We start from the raw sequence: 18,970 nt of genomic DNA on the forward strand, positions 1-18,970 counted from the left end.
TTTTATGAGCAACACATTAAACAGACCTATCAGGGTTTTAGTGGCTAAAGTTGGATTGGATGGGCATGACAGAGGAGCTAAAGTAATCGCTACTTCCTTAAGAGATGCCGGAATGGAAGTGATTTATACCGGATTGCGCCAGACCCCGGAGATGGTGGTAAACACAGCTTTACAGGAAGATGTTGATGCGATTGGTGTATCTATTTTGTCGGGTGCTCACATGACTGTCTTTCCTAAAATTGTTGAAATCATGAGACAAAAAGAGGTCAAAGATGTTTTGCTTACTGGCGGAGGAATTATTCCGGAAGCTGACATGAAAAAACTCAAAGATATTGGAGTGGGTGAGTTGTTCGCCCCGGGTACTACCATGGAAACCATCGTAAATTATATTACAGGTTGGGTCGTCGAAAACAGAAACTTTTAGATTATGGCATATCAGAATATCTTAGCAGAAATAAGGTCACAGGTGCTTTATGTGACCATTAACAGAGAATTAAAGCTGAATGCTTTAAATAAAGAAACTTTAGCCGAATTGGCAGATGTGATTGCTTTTGCAGCGCACAATGATGAGGTAAGAGCAGTTTTGCTGACTGGAGCAGGTGAAAAAGCCTTTGTAGCAGGAGCGGATATCTCAGAGTTCGCTGCCTATACCGCTGAACAGGGAGAAGTTTTAGCCAGAAATGGACAGAATAGCGTATTTGATGCCATAGAAAACTGTCCGAAACCAGTTATTGCGGCGATTAATGGATTTGCTTTAGGAGGCGGACTGGAACTGGCTATGGCCTGTCATATTCGTGTAGCCTCAGAAAATGCCCGGTTGGGATTACCTGAAGTCTCATTGGGGTTGATTCCCGGATATGGAGGGACGCAAAGACTGACTCAATTAGTTGGAAAAGGAAGGGCGATTGAAATGATCACCACTGCTGATATGATTACCGCCGCACACGCAGAAAAAATTGGATTGGTAAACCATGTGGTCCCTGCTGCTGAATTGTTATCAAAAGTGGAAGAAATTCTGGCAAAAATAAAACTACGGGCCCCATTGGCAATTGCCAGTGCGGTAAAAGCAGTAAATGCATCCCTTCTTTTTGATGAAAATGGATTTGAAACGGAGATCCGAGAATTTGGTAAGTGTTTTGATACAAATGATTTTAAAGAAGGTACAACTGCTTTTTTAGAAAAAAGGAAACCAGCGTTTTTAGGTAAATAAACCTTGTTTATAGTTCATCTAAAGCCCATTGAATACCATTTCGATGGGCTTTTGTTATAGCCAAAAACTGACCTTTTATTAGGTCAGACAATTTAAAAGTGTAGAAAATATTTCCCATACTAAAAAATGTATTTATATTTATCTTATTATTATGCAGTAAACTATTTTATTTCCCTATGAGAAAAATATTAATTGTTGATGATGAAATAAACATTGGTTTATTACTATCTAAGTTTTTAACCCGAAATTCATTTAGTGTCTCAACAGCTACAAGCGGTGTTTCCGCGATGGAATATCTGGCAAAGGAAAGTTATGACCTTGTGCTGTGCGACTATCGTTTAGAAGATACCGATGGGAAGGAGATGCTAATCAAAATTAAGGAAAGTTATCCAAGCACCGGTGTCATTATTATCACTGGTTATTCTGATATTAAGCTGGCTGTGGAACTCATCAAACTGGGAGCCTATGATTATATTACGAAGCCACTTTATCCGGATGAAATATTAAATACCATTAATAAAGCGATAGACACACAAACCGCTTTAAACGAAAATAGAGTAGAGACACCGGCAGAAGCTCCAAAGCAAAAAGGGAGCAAGCAGATCTATAACCAGACGGATAATTTCGTCGCAGGGCAAAGTACAGCATCCAAAGAGCTTTTAAAACAGATTCAGTTAGTAGCCCCAACTGCATATAGTGTAATTCTTACCGGAGAAAGCGGAACCGGAAAAGAATCGGTGGCAATGGCTATTCATCTAAACAGTCCAAGAAAAAATAATCCTTTTGTGGCAATGGACTGCGGTTCCTTAACTAAGGAGCTTGCGGGAAGCGAATTTTTTGGTCATGAAAAAGGATCTTTTACCGGGGCCCTTTATACCAAAATTGGCCATTTTGAAATGGCAAATGGGGGTACACTCTTCCTGGACGAAGTGGGAAATCTTTCCTATGAAATTCAAGCTGCGTTGTTGAGAACAGTTCAGGAACGTAAAATTAAAAGAATCGGAAGTACAAAAGAGATTGATCTCGATGTAAGGATCATCGTCGCGACCAATGAAAACCTGACAAATGCCATTCAGAAAGGCCGGTTCAGAGAAGATTTATACCACCGTTTTAATGAATTTTCGATTAGTCTTCCGCCATTGAGTCAGCGTGGACGTGACATTATGGTCTTCGCCAATACTTTTTTAGAAGTAGCTAATCAGGAACTGAACAGAAACGTACAGAGTTTTTCTGAAGAAGTCGAAGAGTGCTTCTTAACTTATAACTGGCCGGGAAATGTGAGGGAATTAAAGAACGTGGTAAGAAGAGCAACCCTGCTCACGGAAACACAGGAAATTCAGTTAAAAGCTCTTCCTCTGGAGATCTCTACCTATGCAAAAGCGTCTGCTATGGAGAGCTCGATTTCGCGTACGGAGAAACCAAGAGATTTGAAGAATGCAGCCTTAGAGGCTGAATATGAAGCAATATTGAAGGTATTGAGAGAGGTGAACTTTAATAAAACCAAGGCAGCGAAAATCCTGAACATTGATAGGAAAACGCTCTATAATAAAATGAGGGCGATCAATCTGGAAACCTAAACGCCAATGTCATTATTTACCTACAAACAAAGGAATAACATCACCCTGTTGATTATCATTGTTCTGGGGTGCTTAATTGCATATTCCTTACAGGGGATATTTAGCTCTATTCTGGGGACATTGGTATTGTATACGATTTTGCGACCGGCATTTCTATACCTGGTAGAAGAGAAGAAATGGAATAAACGCCTTTCTGCTCTCCTCTTGTTGTTTGTTTCGATATTGGTGATTATCCTTCCTTTCTACGCCCTGAGTGCAATGGTGATTGAAAAGATCGCGGAATTGCAAAGTGACCATATTTATTTTAAGAACCTGATTTTTAAAGTAAAACACCTGGTTCCTATGGGGAGTGATTTCCAGAACCTGGTTGAAGAGGGACTAAAGAAGGCAGGGACCTGGGCAACCGAACTTTTTCCTTCCCTGATATCCGGTGCGTTTAACATCGTTTTAGGACTCCTGATCATGTACTTTCTGCTTTACTTTATGCTGGTAGAAAGAGAGAAATTTGAGCGCTCTTTATTAAAATATGCCCCATTTCGCGAACAGAATGCTTACCGTTTTGCGGAAGAACTTCGAAATACGACTTATGCAAATGTGCTTGGACAGGGCTTGATCTCTGTTGTACAAGGCGGACTGGTAAGTTTGTCGTTCTATGTTCTCGGTTACTCAGATCCTTTATTCTGGGGTGTCATGACCACTTTTATCTCTTTTGTCCCGGTATTAGGGCCTCCGGTCATCTTTGTTCCTGCAGCGCTCCTGCAAATGGCCAATGGAAATAGTTTTGGTGCCTGGGCTATGCTGATTTTCGGATTTGTAGTCATTATCAATATTGATAACGTTCTTCGTTTTATGATTGCGAAAAAAGTCGGCAATATTCATCCCATTATCACTGTAATTGGCGTAGTTATTGGTATACCCTTATTTGGAATATTAGGTCTGGTTTTTGGTCCATTGTTATTGTCGTACTTCATATTGTTGATAAAAATATATGAAACAAGCGCAATGGCATCCGAAAGATTGGAAAGAATTAAAACAATTTCTGAATAGAAATAGTTATAATCATTATATTCCAGAGTCAATAAAGGAAATGTTAAACACAAAATTTAAATGTCATGAATGATAATTCAAAAGTATTAATTGGGCTATTGGCCGGTTTAGCTGCAGGTGCGGCATTAGGATTACTGTTTGCTCCGGAAAAAGGAAGTGAAACAAGAGATAAGCTGAGTCAGTCATTAAAGGATCTTGGGGATGCGATTAAGGACAAAGCAGCAGATGAAATCAATAATCTGGGCAGCCTGAAAGATAAGGTAGTTAGCTCGGTAAAAAATAAGCTTCGTCAGACTGAAGAAGAGTTTGCTGATGATGTAGAACACGCATAAGTTACCCCTAAAACCAAAGACAATGCAGGAAAATAAAGAAAAAGATCTGGAGGACCTGGTAGAGGATGCTAAAGGTTATGTCAACACCCGGTTAGAATACACCAGGTTATATCTGGTAGAACGGGGTTCCAAGATGTTTGCCGATATCGTTACCAATGCTACTGTTGCCATCTGTTTTCTTCTGGCTTTCTTGTTTGGTACCTTTACTTTAGCGCTGTTTTTATCGGACGTTTTGGGTAGTTATACAAGAGGTTTCGGCTGTGTTGCTTTGATTTATATCTTATTAGCCATGATCGTTTATTTTATGAAAGAAAAATATATCGAAAAGGCGATAATTAACTTTACAATCAGACGCTATTTTAACAAATTAGCAGATAAGGAAGAGGACGATGAGCAGAAAGTATAACATCAATAACCTGGAGGATCTGCATCAGCAAGTGCGTTTACTTAAAGCCGAATACCGCTTTAAGGGGGATGCGTTGGTAGGCGATTCTAAAAAATACCTTCATCAGTTTACCTTAGGTGCTTTTATTAAAAAGTATGCAACACCTTCTGCATTTCTTAAAATAGACGACAAGTTTAACATTAGCAGTAAAGTGATGTCACTGATCCTTCCTTTGGTGATGAACAGCACCTTTTTTAAAGGCTCTGGCATCGTCACTAAGGCTTTGGTAGGATTAGCCTCAGGAAAGGTGGGGAAGTCGCTGGATGCAGAGCATCTGTCTGCGATCTTTAATTCCGTAAGGTCCTGGTTCAGCAAGTCAAAGAAAAAGAAAGAAACTGATCCGCTTGATGTGGATTATGGCATTCCGCCAGATAGTGAAACCTATTAACAAAAAAAGGAAGCACAGGCTTCCTTTTTTTGTATCTGAATATTTTATCAGGCACCGTATTAAACTGTTGTTTTGATTTTTAGTTCATTTAACTGTTTATCGTCAATAGTGGAAGGGCTGTCAATCATAACATCTCTTCCTGAGTTATTTTTAGGGAAAGCAATAACATCACGTATGCTCTCTAATCCTGCAAAAATAGAACATAACCTATCGAAACCAAAAGCAATTCCACCATGTGGAGGAGCACCGAATTCAAATGCATCCATCAGAAATCCAAACTGCTTTTGGGCTTCTTCAGGAGAGAATCCAAGATGTTTAAACATCAGGGCCTGCAAGGTTCTGTCGTGAATACGGATAGAACCACCACCGATTTCTGTACCATTTACTACCATGTCGTACGCATTTGCCCTTACTTCACCTGGCCTAGTGTCTAATAAGGCAATGTCTTCCGGTTTTGGAGAAGTAAAAGGATGGTGCATCGCATGGTAACGCTCAGATTCCTCATCCCACTCTAAAAGAGGGAAATCGAGTACCCAGAGTGCACTATATTTATTTTTATCACGTAAACCTAAGCGGGTACCCATTTCCAGGCGCAGTTCGCTTAATTGTTTGCGTACTTTATCCTGTACTCCGGCCATAATCAATACTAAATCTCCTGGTTGGGTATTCAGGGCTGCAGACCATTTTTTTAATTCTTCTTCATTATAGAATTTATCTACAGATGATTTTAATGAACCATCTTCATTATGCCTCATATAGATCAGCCCTGTTGCGCCGATTTGTGGACGCTTAATAAAGTCAGTCAGTTCATCAACCTGCTTACGTGTGTATAATGCGCAACCTGAAGCGTTAATCCCGATCACCAGTTCAGCATTGTCAAATACGGGGAAATCTTTGCCTTTGACCAGATCTGTCAGTTCTACAAAACGCATATCAAAACGGGTATCCGGTTTATCTGAGCCATAAAAGCGCATGGCATCTGAATATTGCATTCTTGGTACTTCAGGAAGATCAAAACCTTTAATGTCTTTAAATAAAGTACGGATCAGGCCTTCAAAAGTATTTAAAATATCCTCTTGTTCGATGAAAGACATTTCACAGTCAATCTGAGTGAATTCAGGTTGCCTGTCTGCGCGTAAATCCTCATCTCTGAAACATTTTACAATTTGAAAATAACGGTCAAAGCCAGATACCATCAATAATTGCTTAAAGGTTTGTGGCGATTGGGGAAGGGCATAAAACTGTCCTTCGTTCATTCTGCTTGGTACCACAAAATCTCTTGCACCTTCTGGCGTAGACTTGATTAATACCGGAGTTTCTACTTCAATAAAGTCAAGGTCATCTAAATAACGACGAACAGCCTGGGCCATTTTATGACGTAAAACCATGTTGTTACGGATGGGATTTCTACGTAAATCTAGGTAACGGTATTTCATACGCAAATCATCACCGCCATCAGTTTCATCATCAATCATGAATGGAGGTAGTTTTGCTGCGTTTAGTATTTCCAGAGCAGTGATTTTGATTTCTACTTCACCCGTAGGCATTTTCAGGTTTTTGTTAGAGCGTTCTACGACTAAGCCGCTGGCTTTAATTACAAATTCCCTGCCCAGGCTACGTGCTGCCTCGCATAATTCCCGGTTGTCGTCCATATTGAAAACCAGTTGGGTGATCCCGTATCTGTCGCGGATGTCAATAAAAGTCATTCCTCCTAAATCTCTGGATTTTTGTACCCAGCCGCACAAGATTACATTTTCGCCTAAATTCTCAATAGTTAGAGCTCCGCAAGTAGTTGTTCTTAACATTATTAAAAGTATTAAGTAGCAAAAATATTGATTTTGAACCGGATATTTCAACCCACAATGAATTTAGCTTGGTATATTGAAAATATTTTTATTTCTCATGCAACGTTTCAAAAAATTGATTGTCATTTATAGCGAACTGGAAAACATTGGAAACTGTATACATTGATAAACACGTATCACTCGTAAACGAGTGCCGGCAGGGAAATCGGAAAGCACAATTTGAAATTTACAAATTGTACGCAAAGGCTATGTATAATGTGGCATTGAGGATTGTCAATTTTGGCGATGAAGCGGAAGATGTATTACAGGAGGCCTTTTTGGATGCTTTTACACGAATAGAAAATTTTAGAGGAGACACTACTTTTGGCCTCTGGCTAAAACAAATCGTCATCAATAAATCTATTAATTACCTCCGGAAACGTAAAGTAGAATTTGTGAATATTGAAGAAGTGGATGTGATACAGGAAAGTGAAAATGAGGAGGAGGAGCTGGAATGGAGAGTGGAGGAAATCAGAGAAGCAATTACACAACTTCCAGACAGATACAGGGTGGTCTTAACGCTTTATCTTTTTGAAGGGTATGATCATGAAGAGATCGCCCATATTCTAAAGATCTCAGAAAGCACTTCCCGCACGCAATATATGCGCGCAAAAATAAAATTAAATGGCTTATTAGTAAAGAGAGGAGTATAAAGATGAGTAATAGGGGTATTGAAGAGTACATCAAAGAACACAAGAAGGAGTTTGATTTTAAAACACCTTCAGATCAGCTATGGGGCAGAATAGATGCCGCGCTTGATAAAGAAAAAATAAAAAAAAAATCAGCAATGCCATTGTGGTTAGGTATTGCAGCGTCCTTGATCCTGATCATGACGGTTACTTTTATCTATACTTATCGTAACCATAATCAGGAGTTGGAAATAGCAGATATCAATCCGGTTTATGGAAAGAAAGAATTGAAATTTGCCAGTCTGATTGAAGAGAAAAAAGACAGCTTACAGGTATATGCCAAGAAGAATCCGGTGCTCTATGCCCGTTTTAGCGAAGACCTGAATAAGCTTGATCAGGATTATGAGCAGTTAAAGAAAGAGCTGCAAAATAGCCCGAATCAAAAAGTAGTGGTGAAAGCGATGGTGAAAAATCTGGAATTGCAATTGCAGGTCATTAACCAACAGTTATCTATCATCAATGAAGTTAATCAGTATAAAGAGGAAAATCAGATATGAAAAAATTAATTTTAGGATTGACCGGCCTGATGTTGGTATCCAATCTAGGCCAGGCACAGTCTGTTAAGACAGAAATAAAACATTCATCAAGTGTTTCTGTCGGGAGTTTGGTTAAACAGAACCTCTCCGTAAATTCTAATACAGCTTTAGCCAATCTGTCGGTAGGTAACTCTGTTCCAATCTCAGCATTGAGCCCCCTTGCACCAATTACAAACGTAACTGCAGAAGCCCCTTTGTCTGTTTCTGTCATGCAAGGAGTTCAGGACGAAAAACAGGGTGCTGATGATCCGATGCGTTCCAAGACTTTCTCCAGATCGTTTACGCTGGATGGTAGCGATAAGATTAACCTGAGTAATAAATATGGAACAATTCTGATCAAAACCTGGGATAAAAAAGAGATTAAAGTGGATGTTGATATTAAAGCCTATAGTAAAGATGCAGGTGATGCCCAGAAACTGTTAGATGAAACGACGATTGAGGCCGGTAAAAGTGCAGATCTTGTTTCTTTCCGGACCATTATAGGAACACGTGATGGCCGTTATGGCAGTAGCACCAGAAATGGAAAGCTGATTTGGAGAAGGGAAGTACGGGTGAATTATGTGGTTTATATGCCTGCATCCAATGATTTAAGTGTAAGTAACACCTACGGAGGGCTGACTATGGGAAACTTGTCTGGGGCACTATATGCAAAGGTACAGTATGGAGGCTTTGTGGCGGGAACATTGAACAACAGCAATAATTATATTTCTGTACAATATGGCAGCGCAGAAATTGAGGAACTGAATAAGGCGGTAATTAAACAGCAATATGGCTCCGGACTGACAGTTGGAACGATTGGAACATTAGATCTGGATGCGCAATATACAACAGTGAATATCAAAACGATCAAAGGAAATGCTACGGTTAAGCAACAATATGGAAAAGGGTTGAATATCGGCGCTGTTAATAATCTGGAACTGGATGCACAATATGTAAATGTCAACCTTGGAACAATCCACGGAAATGCGACGGTTAAACAGCAATACAATAGCATTTCCATCGGATCGGTTAATAAGCTAAACATACGAGCACAGTATGCAAACGTGAAACTAAATAATCTGAAAGGCGACGGGAACTTTGATCTTGACTACAATAAGCTGTCTATAGAGAACATTGGAGCCGGATGTAAAAACCTAACAGTAAATGCAGACTATGCCTCCGTTTCTTTAGGCTTTGATACCGGCTATCATGCTGACTTTGATGTACAGACGCGTTATGGAGGCTTCAGTCCTGGTAGCGCCAGCTCTAAACAGATAGGAGATGGGGATACTTCCAAGCATTATGCCGGTAAAATCGGTAATGGTGGAGGTGGAACCATCAATATCAAGGCCGACTATGGTTCAGTATCGTTCCGCTAAAAGCGGCCGTTTTTATTTCCTCGAAAACATAATCAGAAAAAGCTTGTTGATAAATTCAGCAAGCTTTTTTATATCTTAGCAACTTGATTTATTTTTAGAAAATGGAATTTTTAAACAGTCCTGAAGCCTGGATATCACTCATTACTCTAACCATATTAGAGATTGTTTTGGGAATTGATAACATTGTTTTTATATCCATCCTTGCAGGTAAACTTCCCATAGAACAACAGAATAAGGCGCGTAAGGTTGGGTTAGGCCTAGCCATGATTACAAGGATATTGTTGTTACTGTCCCTTACCTGGGTGATGAAATTGACCGCTCCTTTATTTAATGTGGGCGATTGGATCGGTATCAGTAATGCTGAATGGCTGGAAAAACTGGCCATCTCAGGGAGAGACCTTATCCTGATTATTGGAGGACTATTCCTGATTTATAAAAGTACACATGAAATTCATCAGAAACTGGAAGGAGAGGAAGAGGCAGGCATAAAAGGAAAAGTTCATTCTTTTGTCGGAATTATCGTTCAGATCCTGATCCTTGATATTGTATTCTCTTTAGACTCTGTAATTACCGCCGTAGGGATGGCTGATCATATCGAGATCATGATTGCTGCGGTAGTCATCGCTGTTGGAATCATGTTGTTGTCTGCATCGGCAATCAGTGATTTCGTAAATAAGCACCCTACTGTAAAAATGCTGGCCTTATCCTTTTTATTATTAATCGGTGTTTCTCTGTTGGCAGAAGGCCTGGATCAACATATCCCTAAAGGTTATATCTATTTTGCTATGGCATTTTCGGTATTGGTAGAGATGCTGAACCTGAAAATGAAAAAAGGAAAGAAACCTGTTGAACTTAGAAATACCCCGCACGAAAACAAGTAAAAATACCGCATGATTTCTTTTTTTGAGGCCTCTCTGGCCGAATTATCTATACACCGTATTGGGAACAAGTCTCAGGATGAGTTCTATGTGTTGTCTGAAAAATCGATTCCGATCAAAGACAATATGCTGAGTAATTTATTACAGCAGTATTTTCTTGGGCCTTATGCCAAAGTAAATGAAGTGTACCGTTTCTTTCACCCAAATAATGACCTGAACCTGAATGAAGTTTATCATTTTGCTGATCGCATATTTGAAGATGGCACTACTTTTCATGAAAATAGTATGGAAATGGCCAAATACTTATATGATGTTTCCGGACATCCAAAGATCAAACCGGGTGAGTTATACCTTGCCTATTTTGAAAATGTGCAGATTGAAGGTGAGCTTCATGATGCTATTGGGATCTTTAAATCTGAAACCAAAGAATCCTTCCTGAAAGTCTTCCCTGAAGAAGGTGGATTTGGGCTAGGATATGAAGAAGATGCGATTAATATCAATAAACTGGATAAAGGCTGTCTGATTTTTAATGCCGATAAAGAAGAAGGTTACCGTGTAGCAGTAATTGATCAGACCAATAGAAGTGCAGAGGCGGTTTATTGGAAAGATGAATTCTTAAAATTAAAAATCAGAAACGATAACTTCAATCAGACCAGTAGCGTTCTTGGTGTCTACAAAAACTTCGTAACGGAGAAACTGGACCAGGAGTTTGACATTTCAAAAGCAGATAAAATTGACCTGTTGAATAAGTCAATGAAATATTTCAAGGAGAAAGAAAGCTTTGACTTGGAAGAGTTTTCGAACGAAGTGATTGGCAACGCGGAGGGGATTGAGTCTTTCAAAAGCTATAAAAAGAGTTTTGAGGAAGAGTTTGATACCCCAATTGCAGATACTTTTGATATTTCAGGGGCTGCGGTGAAAAAACAGGCCAGGGTCTATAAAAGTGTTTTAAAACTGGATAAAAACTTCCACATCTACATTCATGGTGATAAAGAATTGATCGAAAAAGGTTTCGATGATGATAAGTCGATGAATTATTATAAAGTATATTTCAGAGAAGAAGAGTAGTCCTTTTAAAGGACATACTCATCATTGATTGGTTTTACAGGCTCGGGGATTTCTGATTCTCCGAGCATTTCCAGCAGATTGATCTCTATGGTTCTTGTAATCTGATTTAAAGGAATGGCAGCAGAGTTATTTTCAAAAGGATTAATCAGCCCCATTCCGTTAATTTGGGTGGAAACAAATACAAACCCGAGTAGCCAGCCAATAAAAATCGACCAGTACTCTACATAAGAACTGATCACCAGGGTAATGGATACTACAAACAGCCAGATAAACACTTTAGTGAGATAGGTATAGGTAGTTGGAAATATGGTATTCTTAATCCGCTCCGACATCCCCATTTGATTGGAAAAATTAACCAGCAATTCATTAAGTTCCATGAAACGGAATCCGTCGATATAGCCCTTTTTTGAAAGTAACTGCAGGTCTCGTGATTGAATATTCAGAATGGCATTATGCATGTTGCTGTGTTGCTGGATTTCGTGTAACTCCTCTTCTGTCAGATATTTACTGTAGATATTGTCGTCGTAATTACGAAGCGCGCCTTTTAGCGTGTATAAAAAGGCGATATGTCTGCAAATCATCTTTTTTATCAGGGGTTTAGAATCTTCGTGTTCGTCCACGTAATTGATCAGACTTCTGGCCCAGGAGCGGGAATCGTTGACCAGCATTCCCCAGATTTTACGTGCTTCCCACCACCGGTCGTAAGCCTGATTATTATTAAATCCAATAAAGAAAGCAATTGCGGTCCCCAGAACGCTGGGGATAATTGCCGGAATGTCGAGGTTATGTGTAATTAAAAATTCACGGGCAAAATAGGTGATTGTACAGGAGACAATCATAATTAAATCGACCTGCCAGGTGTTGATCAGTATTCTACTGAGCTTGATGTGTTGGGCAATGAGCATGTTTATCGGGGTTGATGTTTTGATTTCAATTTACAAACAAAAGCTACAATTTGTTTGGCTTGCTTAAAATATCTTTTCTGGCTTCGGTTGAAGCGCTTCGCTCCGGACTTCTCTATCATGGTGAATGGGGATCAGATTTTTCTTTTTTCTGTAACACCCTGAGAGATAATTGAGAATAAATAGTAGATTTATTTCTGAAGCCAAATATTCCCTTAACGTATGAGCAAGGAACTACAAAAAAACAACATCTTCAAAGTCATCGGTGCCTCTTCTCTGGGTACTTTGATTGAATGGTATGATTTCTATATTTTTGGCAGTCTGGCCACGATTATCGGGGCGCAACTTTTTCCGGCAGATGCCGGAGCTTCGGCATTGATCAATACCCTGGCAATTTTTGCTGCGGGTTTTATTGTCAGGCCTTTCGGAGCGTTGGTGTTTGGCCGTCTGGGTGATTTAATTGGCCGTAAATATACTTTCTTACTCACCCTGGTCTTAATGGGTGGTTCGACCTTTTTAATTGGCCTGATTCCTTCTTATTCCAGTATTGGTTATGCTGCACCTATATTGGTGCTGATTTTGCGGTTGGTGCAAGGACTGGCACTTGGAGGAGAATATGGAGGAGCAGCAACTTATGTAGCTGAACATGCTCCTGCAAATAAAAGAGGTTTTTTTACCAGCTGGATACAGACGACAGCCACGGGGGGCTTGTTTCTTTCGTTAGGTGTGATTGTACTGACTAAAAATCTGATCGGAGCTTCAGCATTTGCCGATTGGGGCTGGAGAATTCCTTTTCTATTGTCGATTTTGCTGGTGGGTGTTTCCATTTATATCCGGTTAAAAATGCACGAATCCCCAATGTTTACCAAATTGAAAACAGAAGGAAAGGTGTCTAAGAACCCTTTAAAAGAGAGTTTCAATAATAAGACGAACTTTAAAATGGTGCTGCTTGCGCTGTTTGGTGCCACGATGGGTCAGGGAGTGATCTGGTATACCGGTCAGTTTTACGCGCAATCCTTTATTGAAAACACTTGTAAAGTCGATTTTAACGACTCCAGATATATCCTGCTCTGGGCAATTGCTTTTGCAACCCCATTTTTCGTCATTTTTGGCTCCTGGAGTGATAAAGTCGGACGCAAATGGATCATGCTCCTGGGAATGTTATTGGGTATCCTTTTCTACCGGCCCATTTATCAGGTTTTTCTGGACGATACTGACTTTACTAAAGTCACTCAGCAGGACATTCAGGCCATTTCAGATCCGGTAGTTACCCGCACGCTAATGGATGGAACCAGAGATAGCTTAATCTCCACAAGCGCCAATGTGACTTTATTATCTGGCTCCTCTTATCAAAGAATCCAGTCACATATCAAATTTGAAGAAAAGGGAAAGACAGCAGCAGTACAGCCGGATCAGTTTAAGGATAAAAAATTATCGACTGTCGTGTTCTGGAAATTTGTAGCCCTGGTTTTCTTCCAGATTCTGCTGGTGACTATGGTTTACGGACCTATTGCCGCATTTTTGGTGGAATTGTTCCCTACCAAAATCAGGTACACCTCTATGTCTCTTCCTTATCATGTCGGAAATGGTGTTTTTGGCGGGCTTGTTCCTTTTATTGCAACACTGATCGCCAGTTTCTCAGGATCTACCCCCTTATCCGGTTTATGGTATCCTATTGGAATCGCTAGCCTGAGTTTTATTATTGGTGCAGTTTATCTGTCCAATAAAAAACCAGCTGAAACAGAAGCTTAAATAAAAAACTATGAACGGATTAAAAAAAGGATTAGGACTATTTTGGATGATACTTGGCCCGGCCTCCATCATCTGTATGTTTTTGCAGGCTTACGAAAAAGTAGGCCTGGCCGCAGAAGGGGTTCAGAAAACAAATACTGCCTTGCAGTGGGGAATTATTTTGTTCATTTTCATCCCGATCAGCGCAGGCCTGGTGATTTTCGGCTATTATGCGCTGAAAGGGGAGTATAGTCAATTGCCTTCCGGCTCAGAAGAATCAACGGATTAAAGAACTCTTAGCAATAAGCCTTTAAGGTATTCCCCTTCTGGAAAGGACAATCTTACAAGATGGTCTTCCGGTTGATGAAACTGCTTGATGATCTGAACTTCTTTGCCTGCATCTAAAGCTGCCCAGGCAATAATTTGCTTGAAGGTCTCCATGTCTACTGCACCAGAGCAGGAATAGGTTGCAAGTATGCCGCCTTTTTCCAATAAAAGCATACCGAGCCTGTTCAGGTCTTTGTAAGCTCTTGCAGCTCTGTCTAAAGCTGAACGGGAGGGTGCATATTTAGGTGGGTCTAATACTACAATATCAAACTTCTTCCCTTCTTCTTTAAACGTCCGAAGTTGTTTGTTTACATCAGATTGGATACTCAATTGCTGTGTGGCGTCAAAGCCGTTTAATTCCAGGTTATGGGCTAAAGTTTCGATAGCAAGGGCAGAGCTGTCTACACTGGTTACATGTGCCGCACCCTGCTTTAAGCTGTTTAACGTGAAACCCCCGCTATAACAGAAACAGTCCAATACGGTTTTATCTTTAGAATAAGAAGCTAAAATCTCACGGTTATCTCGCTGATCACAATAAAAGCCAGATTTCTGCCCGTCAGCAATATTGATGTGGTAGGCAATTCCGTTTTCTCGTACTTCAATAAATTCAGGAGGTGTTTCTCCCCATAGCAGGCCTTGAGTTGCTTCCAGGTTTTCATGTTTACGAGCACCGGCATCGCTTTTATCGAAGATTCCTCTTGGGTTTAGTTCTTCTTTTAAAAGCTCAATAATTTCTTCTTTTGCATTTTCCATTCCTGCACTTAGGATTTGTAAGGAAAGGAAATCGGCATATTGATCTACAATCAGACCAGGAAGAAAATCCGCCTCACTAAAGACCAGGCGACAGGTATTGGTATCTGCATTAAGTAAATGTTTTCTCGAAGCAATGGCATTGCGGAGTTTCTCCTGATACCATTTTTTGTCGATAACCTTGCTTTCATCCCATTCCATTAACCTTAGCGCTACCCTCGATTGATCGTTGTAATATGCATAGGCAAGAAATTCAGCACTTGCCGAACTAACCTTAACGATTTCACCATTTAACGGTTTACCCTTAATTTTATCAATCGCTCCTGAAAAAATCCAGGGATGGTGTAGCATTGCAGCCTTTTCTTTTCCTTTTTTTAGTGTTACATCAATCATGCTGCAAAGTTAGAAAAAACAATGTTCTTTTTACTTTTCCTTACTGATGGCCATCTTAAGGGCCAATGCCAGCAGCACGCTGGCCATAAACCATTTCTGGATTTTTACCCAGGTTGGATTTTTTGCAAAAAATAAGGAAACCTGAGCCGCGGTTAAAACAATCAGAAAGTTGACGGTAAAGCTAATGCTGACCTGTGTAATGCCCAATTGTAAGCTTTGAAGGAATACGGAACCATATTCTGGTTTGATAAAATAAGGGAAGAAGGATAAATAAAAGACAGCTACTTTAGGGTTAAGTACAGTAGTCAGAATACCGATTTTAAATAATTTAGCTGGTTTGTCATTGGCGAGATCGGTCCGGGTTTCAAAAAGCCCTTTGCCATTGGGTTTAATTGCCTGATAAGCTAAATATAGCAGATAAAAGACACCCAGTGTTTTAATGGTCGAATAAACAAAAGGAACGGCAAAAAGAACGGCAGTTAGACCGAAAGAGACCAGGATGATGTGAAAGAGAAAACCACACATAATTCCTGCCAAAGAAATTAATCCTGATTTTCTGCCTTGAGTAATCGAACGGGAAATTAAATAGATCATATTTGGACCAGGACTAATCACAAGTACAAGCGCAGCCACAGCGAAGTAGGAAATTTCTTTAAGGGGGATCATGTCGGAGCTATTTATAGTTAATAGAGATCAGATGTAACATTGTTCAGAGAAAAGTGACGATGATCAAAAATACAGAAAATAAAGTGATTCCCAATTCCTGGGGAATGACTGAACCTTAGCCAGCTGACTCCTGAGTTCCCTGAGATAAAGGTATGCAGAAAGGCACTGCTTCATGGATTAAATAAGGTGCGTTGTCATGGGTTTATGGAATTGAATTAGCATGATTTCAGGATTGGAACAGGCTAAAACATGGAGTTTTAGCAATAAATTGTAATTTTAGCGCATGGAAGAAATAAACTGGAATGATTTTGAGAAGGTCGAGCTGCGTGCGGGGACTATCCTGGAGGTCTTCGATTTTCCGGAAGCAAGAAAACCAGCCTACAAAGTAAAAGTGGATTTTGGTGATTTTGGTGTAAAAATGAGCAGTGCTCAGATTACGAAACACTATTCTAAAGAAGAATTGGTCGGACAGCAAATCGTGGGAGTGGTTAATTTTCCTAAAAAACAAATTGGAAAATTCATGTCTGAATTCCTGGTGACAGGCTTTGCAGATGAAAATGGTGATATTGTGTTAACCGCGTTAAATGGTACTGTGCCAAATGGCAGTAAATTGGTTTAAATGAGTTATTATAATTTTTCAGAAGAAAATAATCCGGTAGCTGAGGATGAGCATTACATGCGTTTAGCTCTGCAGGAAGCACAAAAAGCCTATGATTCAGAAGAAATTCCGATAGGAGCTATTGTGGTTTGTAAAGGACGAATTGTTGGCCGCGGACATAACCTGACAGAGCAGTTGAACGACGTAACTGCCCATGCAGAGATGCAGGCATTTACAGCAGCCTCGCAAACTTTAGGTGGCAAATATTTAAAAGATTGCACTTTGTATGTAACCATTGAGCCCTGTGTAATGTGTGCAGGAGCAAGTTATTGGACACAGATCGGTCGATTGGTATATGGTGCTACTGAACCTAAAAGAGGTTTTACTTCTAAAAACAGCCAATTGCTCCATCCGAAAACTCAACTGGTCGGCGGTGTGCTGGCAACGGAGTGCGGAGCCTTGATGACGCGGTTTTTCGCAAATAGAAGAGGCTAAACTTGACAAAGTATTGAACAAAAATTAATGTTTGAATGTTATCTTTGTATTAGAAACAAGTTTTAACCTTAAAATAAAATAATATGGCTTTTGAATTACCTGCGTTACCTTACGCAACAGATGCACTAGAACCGCATATTGATAAACTTACAATGGAAATCCACCATGGTAAGCATCACCAGGCATACGTTACCAACTTAAATAAAGCTTTAGAAGGTAAAGCGGAAGCTAGCCAAAGCATCGAAGAAATTGTTAAAAACATCTCTAAGTTTCCTGCTGCAGTAAGAAACAATGGTGGTGGTCACTATAATCACTCTTTATTCTGGGAAGTTCTTGCTCCAAACAAAGGTGGTGAGCCTAAAGGAGAATTAGCAGAAGCAATCAATGCTGCTTTCGGTTCTTTTGCAGATTTTAAAACTAAATTTGCTGAAGCTGGTGCAACCCGTTTCGGTTCAGGATGGGCTTGGTTAATCGTTACTGCTGACAATAAATTAGCGGTGACTTCTACACCAAATCAAGACAATCCTTTAATGGATATTGCTGAAGTTAAAGGTACTCCTGTATTGGGTATGGATGTATGGGAACATGCTTACTACTTAAAATATCAAAACAGACGCCCTGATTATATTTCGGCTTTCTGGAATGTAGTAAACTGGGATGCTGTTGCAGAACGCTTCAAAAAAGCATAAATAAGCAATGCTAAACAAATAAAGCCTGTGAGTTCATCACAGGCTTTATTTGTTTAGTGATTTTTATAAGATTTAAATACCTACAACGTCTTTTCTTTTCTTCTGCTTCATTGTCTTTGGGATAATGGCCAGAATCTCTTCTTTTAAAGCGTTGAGCATTCTTTTCTTAATGAAATTTTTATGGGTCACAAGGCTGATTTCCCGGACCGGTTCAGGAGATCTGAAATAACGGACTTTGCTCAATTGTTTGTTCGTCAGCTCAGCTAAAGCCAGCTCTGGCAGGAGGGTGGCGCCATTGTTTACATCAACCATCCGGATCAATGTTTCTACACTTCCGGTATTATATGTTAATCCCTGCAAACGACTGTCTTTGGTAGAACGACAGATATTCAATACCTGTGAACGCATACAATGTCCTTCATTTAATAGCCAGATGTTTTCGTCTTCCAGATCATCTGCATCTATGGTTTTCTTTTTAAATAGCTTGCTGTTTTTGCTGATATAGGTGACAAAATTCTCGTAATATAGTGGAAACTCAGCAACATTGCTGTCGGCCAGTGGAGTAGCTAATATTCCGCAATCTAAAACTCCTGTCTTCAGGTGATGAATGATGTCTTCGGTTGTATATTCCCAAATCAATAGTTTGAGATCCGGGAACTTTTCCATCATTCCAGAGATCACTCTTGGTAGAAGATAGGGAGCTACAGTTGGGATAATGCCCACTTTTAATTCTCCTACCACATCATGTTGCTGGCTGCTGATGATCTCTTTAATTTTCTGGCTTTCCTGAAGGACTAATCTCGCTTGTTCAATGATCTGAGCACCGATCTCAGTAGGTATAACGGGCTGTTTGCTGCGGTCGAAGATTTTTACATTCAGCATTTCTTCCAGCTTTTGTACCTGCATACTCAAAGTTGGCTGGGTCACAAAACACTTTTCTGCAGCGCCAACAAAGCTTCTGTAAGTGTCTACTGCCACAATGTATTCCAGTTGAACTAGGGTCATATAGTTAAAGTTTATTTACTTTAACAAATGTATCAATTTTGA

The 18,970-nt window shown here is 39.9% G+C and carries 22 protein-coding genes; 17 read left to right on the top strand and 5 right to left on the bottom strand.

Annotated elements, in window-relative coordinates:
* The first annotated feature begins 4 nt into the window (after window positions 1-4).
* From BFS30_RS05575 to BFS30_RS05605, 7 genes are all read left to right on the top strand, one after another.
* Window positions 5-424 (top strand): cobalamin B12-binding domain-containing protein, encoded by a 420-nt coding sequence (locus BFS30_RS05575; RefSeq protein WP_069378369.1) that lies wholly within the window; start codon window positions 5-7, stop codon window positions 422-424.
* Window positions 425-427: 3 nt separating this feature from the next.
* Complete coding sequence (locus BFS30_RS05580) at window positions 428-1,210, top strand: enoyl-CoA hydratase/isomerase family protein (protein ID WP_069378370.1); 783 nt, start codon at window positions 428-430, stop codon at window positions 1,208-1,210.
* A 176-nt stretch (window positions 1,211-1,386) separates the two neighbouring features.
* Window positions 1,387-2,787, top strand: a complete 1,401-nt coding sequence (locus BFS30_RS05585) for a sigma-54-dependent transcriptional regulator (RefSeq protein ID WP_069378371.1) — start codon at window positions 1,387-1,389, stop codon at window positions 2,785-2,787.
* Window positions 2,788-2,793: 6 nt separating this feature from the next.
* Entirely contained in the window at window positions 2,794-3,834 is a 1,041-nt protein-coding gene (locus BFS30_RS05590; RefSeq protein WP_069378372.1) for an AI-2E family transporter, read from the top strand.
* A 65-nt stretch (window positions 3,835-3,899) separates the two neighbouring features.
* Window positions 3,900-4,166, top strand: coding sequence for a YtxH domain-containing protein (locus BFS30_RS05595; RefSeq protein ID WP_069378373.1), 267 nt, complete (start codon window positions 3,900-3,902; stop codon window positions 4,164-4,166).
* Window positions 4,167-4,188: 22 nt separating this feature from the next.
* A complete protein-coding gene (locus BFS30_RS05600) occupies window positions 4,189-4,572 on the top strand; it encodes a phage holin family protein (RefSeq protein WP_069378374.1) in 384 nt (127 codons plus the stop codon).
* Entirely contained in the window at window positions 4,556-4,999 is a 444-nt protein-coding gene (locus BFS30_RS05605) for a hypothetical protein (protein ID WP_069378375.1), read from the top strand. Before BFS30_RS05600 ends, BFS30_RS05605 begins: the two co-directional genes overlap by 17 nt.
* Window positions 5,000-5,058: 59 nt before the next feature.
* Here BFS30_RS05605 and aspS read toward each other — a convergent pair whose 3' ends face one another.
* On the bottom strand, window positions 5,059-6,804 hold the full coding sequence (gene aspS, locus BFS30_RS05610) for an aspartate--tRNA ligase (RefSeq protein ID WP_069378376.1): 1,746 nt from the start codon (window positions 6,802-6,804) through the stop codon (window positions 5,059-5,061).
* A 119-nt stretch (window positions 6,805-6,923) separates the two neighbouring features.
* On the opposite strand from aspS, the gene BFS30_RS05615 reads away from it, so the two are divergent.
* From BFS30_RS05615 to BFS30_RS05635, 5 genes are all read left to right on the top strand, one after another.
* Window positions 6,924-7,496, top strand: a complete 573-nt coding sequence (locus BFS30_RS05615; RefSeq protein WP_237028716.1) for an RNA polymerase sigma factor — start codon at window positions 6,924-6,926, stop codon at window positions 7,494-7,496.
* 2 nt (window positions 7,497-7,498) lie between these two features.
* Complete coding sequence (locus tag BFS30_RS05620) at window positions 7,499-8,029, top strand: hypothetical protein (RefSeq protein ID WP_069378377.1); 531 nt, start codon at window positions 7,499-7,501, stop codon at window positions 8,027-8,029.
* Window positions 8,026-9,426, top strand: a complete 1,401-nt coding sequence (locus tag BFS30_RS05625) for a hypothetical protein (RefSeq protein ID WP_157262881.1) — start codon at window positions 8,026-8,028, stop codon at window positions 9,424-9,426. Before BFS30_RS05620 ends, BFS30_RS05625 begins: the two co-directional genes overlap by 4 nt.
* 101 nt (window positions 9,427-9,527) lie before the next feature.
* A complete protein-coding gene (locus tag BFS30_RS05630) occupies window positions 9,528-10,307 on the top strand; it encodes a TerC family protein (RefSeq protein ID WP_069378378.1) in 780 nt (259 codons plus the stop codon).
* Between the two features lie 9 nt (window positions 10,308-10,316).
* Window positions 10,317-11,372: a nucleoid-associated protein gene (locus BFS30_RS05635; protein ID WP_069378379.1), complete on the top strand. Its 1,056-nt coding sequence runs from the start codon at window positions 10,317-10,319 to the stop codon at window positions 11,370-11,372.
* A 5-nt stretch (window positions 11,373-11,377) separates the two neighbouring features.
* Here the strand turns inward: BFS30_RS05635 and BFS30_RS05640 are convergent, their stop codons facing one another.
* Entirely contained in the window at window positions 11,378-12,277 is a 900-nt protein-coding gene (locus tag BFS30_RS05640; protein WP_069378380.1) for a bestrophin family protein, read from the bottom strand.
* Between the two features lie 219 nt (window positions 12,278-12,496).
* Between BFS30_RS05640 and BFS30_RS05645 the strand changes: the two genes are divergently transcribed.
* A complete protein-coding gene (locus BFS30_RS05645; protein WP_069378381.1) occupies window positions 12,497-14,026 on the top strand; it encodes an MFS transporter in 1,530 nt (509 codons plus the stop codon).
* A gap of 10 nt (window positions 14,027-14,036) precedes the next feature.
* Window positions 14,037-14,294, top strand: a complete 258-nt coding sequence (locus tag BFS30_RS05650; protein WP_069378382.1) for a DUF6814 family protein — start codon at window positions 14,037-14,039, stop codon at window positions 14,292-14,294.
* Here BFS30_RS05650 and BFS30_RS05655 read toward each other — a convergent pair.
* Both BFS30_RS05655 and BFS30_RS05660 read right to left on the bottom strand, forming a co-directional pair.
* A complete protein-coding gene (locus tag BFS30_RS05655) occupies window positions 14,291-15,475 on the bottom strand; it encodes a class I SAM-dependent rRNA methyltransferase (protein ID WP_069378383.1) in 1,185 nt (394 codons plus the stop codon). The two genes, BFS30_RS05650 and BFS30_RS05655, sit on opposite strands and share 4 nt — an antisense overlap.
* 30 nt (window positions 15,476-15,505) lie before the next feature.
* Window positions 15,506-16,141, bottom strand: a complete 636-nt coding sequence (locus tag BFS30_RS05660) for a LysE family translocator (protein ID WP_069378384.1) — start codon at window positions 16,139-16,141, stop codon at window positions 15,506-15,508.
* A gap of 283 nt (window positions 16,142-16,424) precedes the next feature.
* Between BFS30_RS05660 and BFS30_RS05665 the strand changes: the two genes are divergently transcribed.
* The 3 genes from BFS30_RS05665 (at window position 16,425) to BFS30_RS05675 (ending at window position 17,923) form a co-directional block, all read left to right on the top strand.
* Window positions 16,425-16,760 carry a tRNA-binding protein gene (locus BFS30_RS05665; RefSeq protein ID WP_069378385.1) on the top strand — a complete coding sequence of 112 codons (336 nt, stop codon included), beginning with the start codon at window positions 16,425-16,427 and terminating at the stop codon, window positions 16,758-16,760.
* Window positions 16,761-17,234 (top strand): nucleoside deaminase, encoded by a 474-nt coding sequence (locus BFS30_RS05670; RefSeq protein WP_069378386.1) that lies wholly within the window; start codon window positions 16,761-16,763, stop codon window positions 17,232-17,234.
* A gap of 83 nt (window positions 17,235-17,317) precedes the next feature.
* The gene (locus tag BFS30_RS05675; protein ID WP_069378387.1) at window positions 17,318-17,923 is read left to right on the top strand and encodes a superoxide dismutase; all 606 of its coding nucleotides are present in this window, start codon (window positions 17,318-17,320) and stop codon (window positions 17,921-17,923) included.
* 72 nt (window positions 17,924-17,995) lie between these two features.
* Here the strand turns inward: BFS30_RS05675 and BFS30_RS05680 are convergent, their stop codons facing one another.
* The gene (locus BFS30_RS05680; RefSeq protein ID WP_069378388.1) at window positions 17,996-18,928 is read right to left on the bottom strand and encodes a hydrogen peroxide-inducible genes activator; all 933 of its coding nucleotides are present in this window, start codon (window positions 18,926-18,928) and stop codon (window positions 17,996-17,998) included.
* Window positions 18,929-18,970: the final 42 nt, after the last annotated feature.

This window comes from Pedobacter steynii (genome assembly GCF_001721645.1).
GTDB lineage: Bacteria > Bacteroidota > Bacteroidia > Sphingobacteriales > Sphingobacteriaceae > Pedobacter > Pedobacter steynii_A.

Bases quoted from the DNA above. Each gene is read 5' to 3' on its own strand.
- BFS30_RS05595 (WP_069378373.1), top strand. From the start codon at position 3,900: ATGAATGATAATTCAAAAGTATTAATTGGGCTATTGGCCGGTTTAGCT.
- BFS30_RS05665 (WP_069378385.1), top strand. From the start codon at position 16,425: ATGGAAGAAATAAACTGGAATGATTTTGAGAAGGTCGAGCTGCGTGCG.
- BFS30_RS05575 (WP_069378369.1), top strand. From the start codon at position 5: ATGAGCAACACATTAAACAGACCTATCAGGGTTTTAGTGGCTAAAGTT.
- aspS (WP_069378376.1), bottom strand. From the start codon at position 6,804: ATGTTAAGAACAACTACTTGCGGAGCTCTAACTATTGAGAATTTAGGC.
- BFS30_RS05590 (WP_069378372.1), top strand. From the start codon at position 2,794: ATGTCATTATTTACCTACAAACAAAGGAATAACATCACCCTGTTGATT.
- BFS30_RS05675 (WP_069378387.1), top strand. From the start codon at position 17,318: ATGGCTTTTGAATTACCTGCGTTACCTTACGCAACAGATGCACTAGAA.
- BFS30_RS05680 (WP_069378388.1), bottom strand. From the start codon at position 18,928: ATGACCCTAGTTCAACTGGAATACATTGTGGCAGTAGACACTTACAGA.
- BFS30_RS05640 (WP_069378380.1), bottom strand. From the start codon at position 12,277: ATGCTCATTGCCCAACACATCAAGCTCAGTAGAATACTGATCAACACC.
- BFS30_RS05600 (WP_069378374.1), top strand. From the start codon at position 4,189: ATGCAGGAAAATAAAGAAAAAGATCTGGAGGACCTGGTAGAGGATGCT.
- BFS30_RS05580 (WP_069378370.1), top strand. From the start codon at position 428: ATGGCATATCAGAATATCTTAGCAGAAATAAGGTCACAGGTGCTTTAT.
- BFS30_RS05585 (WP_069378371.1), top strand. From the start codon at position 1,387: ATGAGAAAAATATTAATTGTTGATGATGAAATAAACATTGGTTTATTA.
- BFS30_RS05645 (WP_069378381.1), top strand. From the start codon at position 12,497: ATGAGCAAGGAACTACAAAAAAACAACATCTTCAAAGTCATCGGTGCC.
- BFS30_RS05650 (WP_069378382.1), top strand. From the start codon at position 14,037: ATGAACGGATTAAAAAAAGGATTAGGACTATTTTGGATGATACTTGGC.
- BFS30_RS05660 (WP_069378384.1), bottom strand. From the start codon at position 16,141: ATGATCCCCCTTAAAGAAATTTCCTACTTCGCTGTGGCTGCGCTTGTA.
- BFS30_RS05605 (WP_069378375.1), top strand. From the start codon at position 4,556: ATGAGCAGAAAGTATAACATCAATAACCTGGAGGATCTGCATCAGCAA.
- BFS30_RS05655 (WP_069378383.1), bottom strand. From the start codon at position 15,475: ATGATTGATGTAACACTAAAAAAAGGAAAAGAAAAGGCTGCAATGCTA.
- BFS30_RS05635 (WP_069378379.1), top strand. From the start codon at position 10,317: ATGATTTCTTTTTTTGAGGCCTCTCTGGCCGAATTATCTATACACCGT.
- BFS30_RS05670 (WP_069378386.1), top strand. From the start codon at position 16,761: ATGAGTTATTATAATTTTTCAGAAGAAAATAATCCGGTAGCTGAGGAT.
- BFS30_RS05630 (WP_069378378.1), top strand. From the start codon at position 9,528: ATGGAATTTTTAAACAGTCCTGAAGCCTGGATATCACTCATTACTCTA.
- BFS30_RS05625 (WP_157262881.1), top strand. From the start codon at position 8,026: ATGAAAAAATTAATTTTAGGATTGACCGGCCTGATGTTGGTATCCAAT.
- BFS30_RS05620 (WP_069378377.1), top strand. From the start codon at position 7,499: ATGAGTAATAGGGGTATTGAAGAGTACATCAAAGAACACAAGAAGGAG.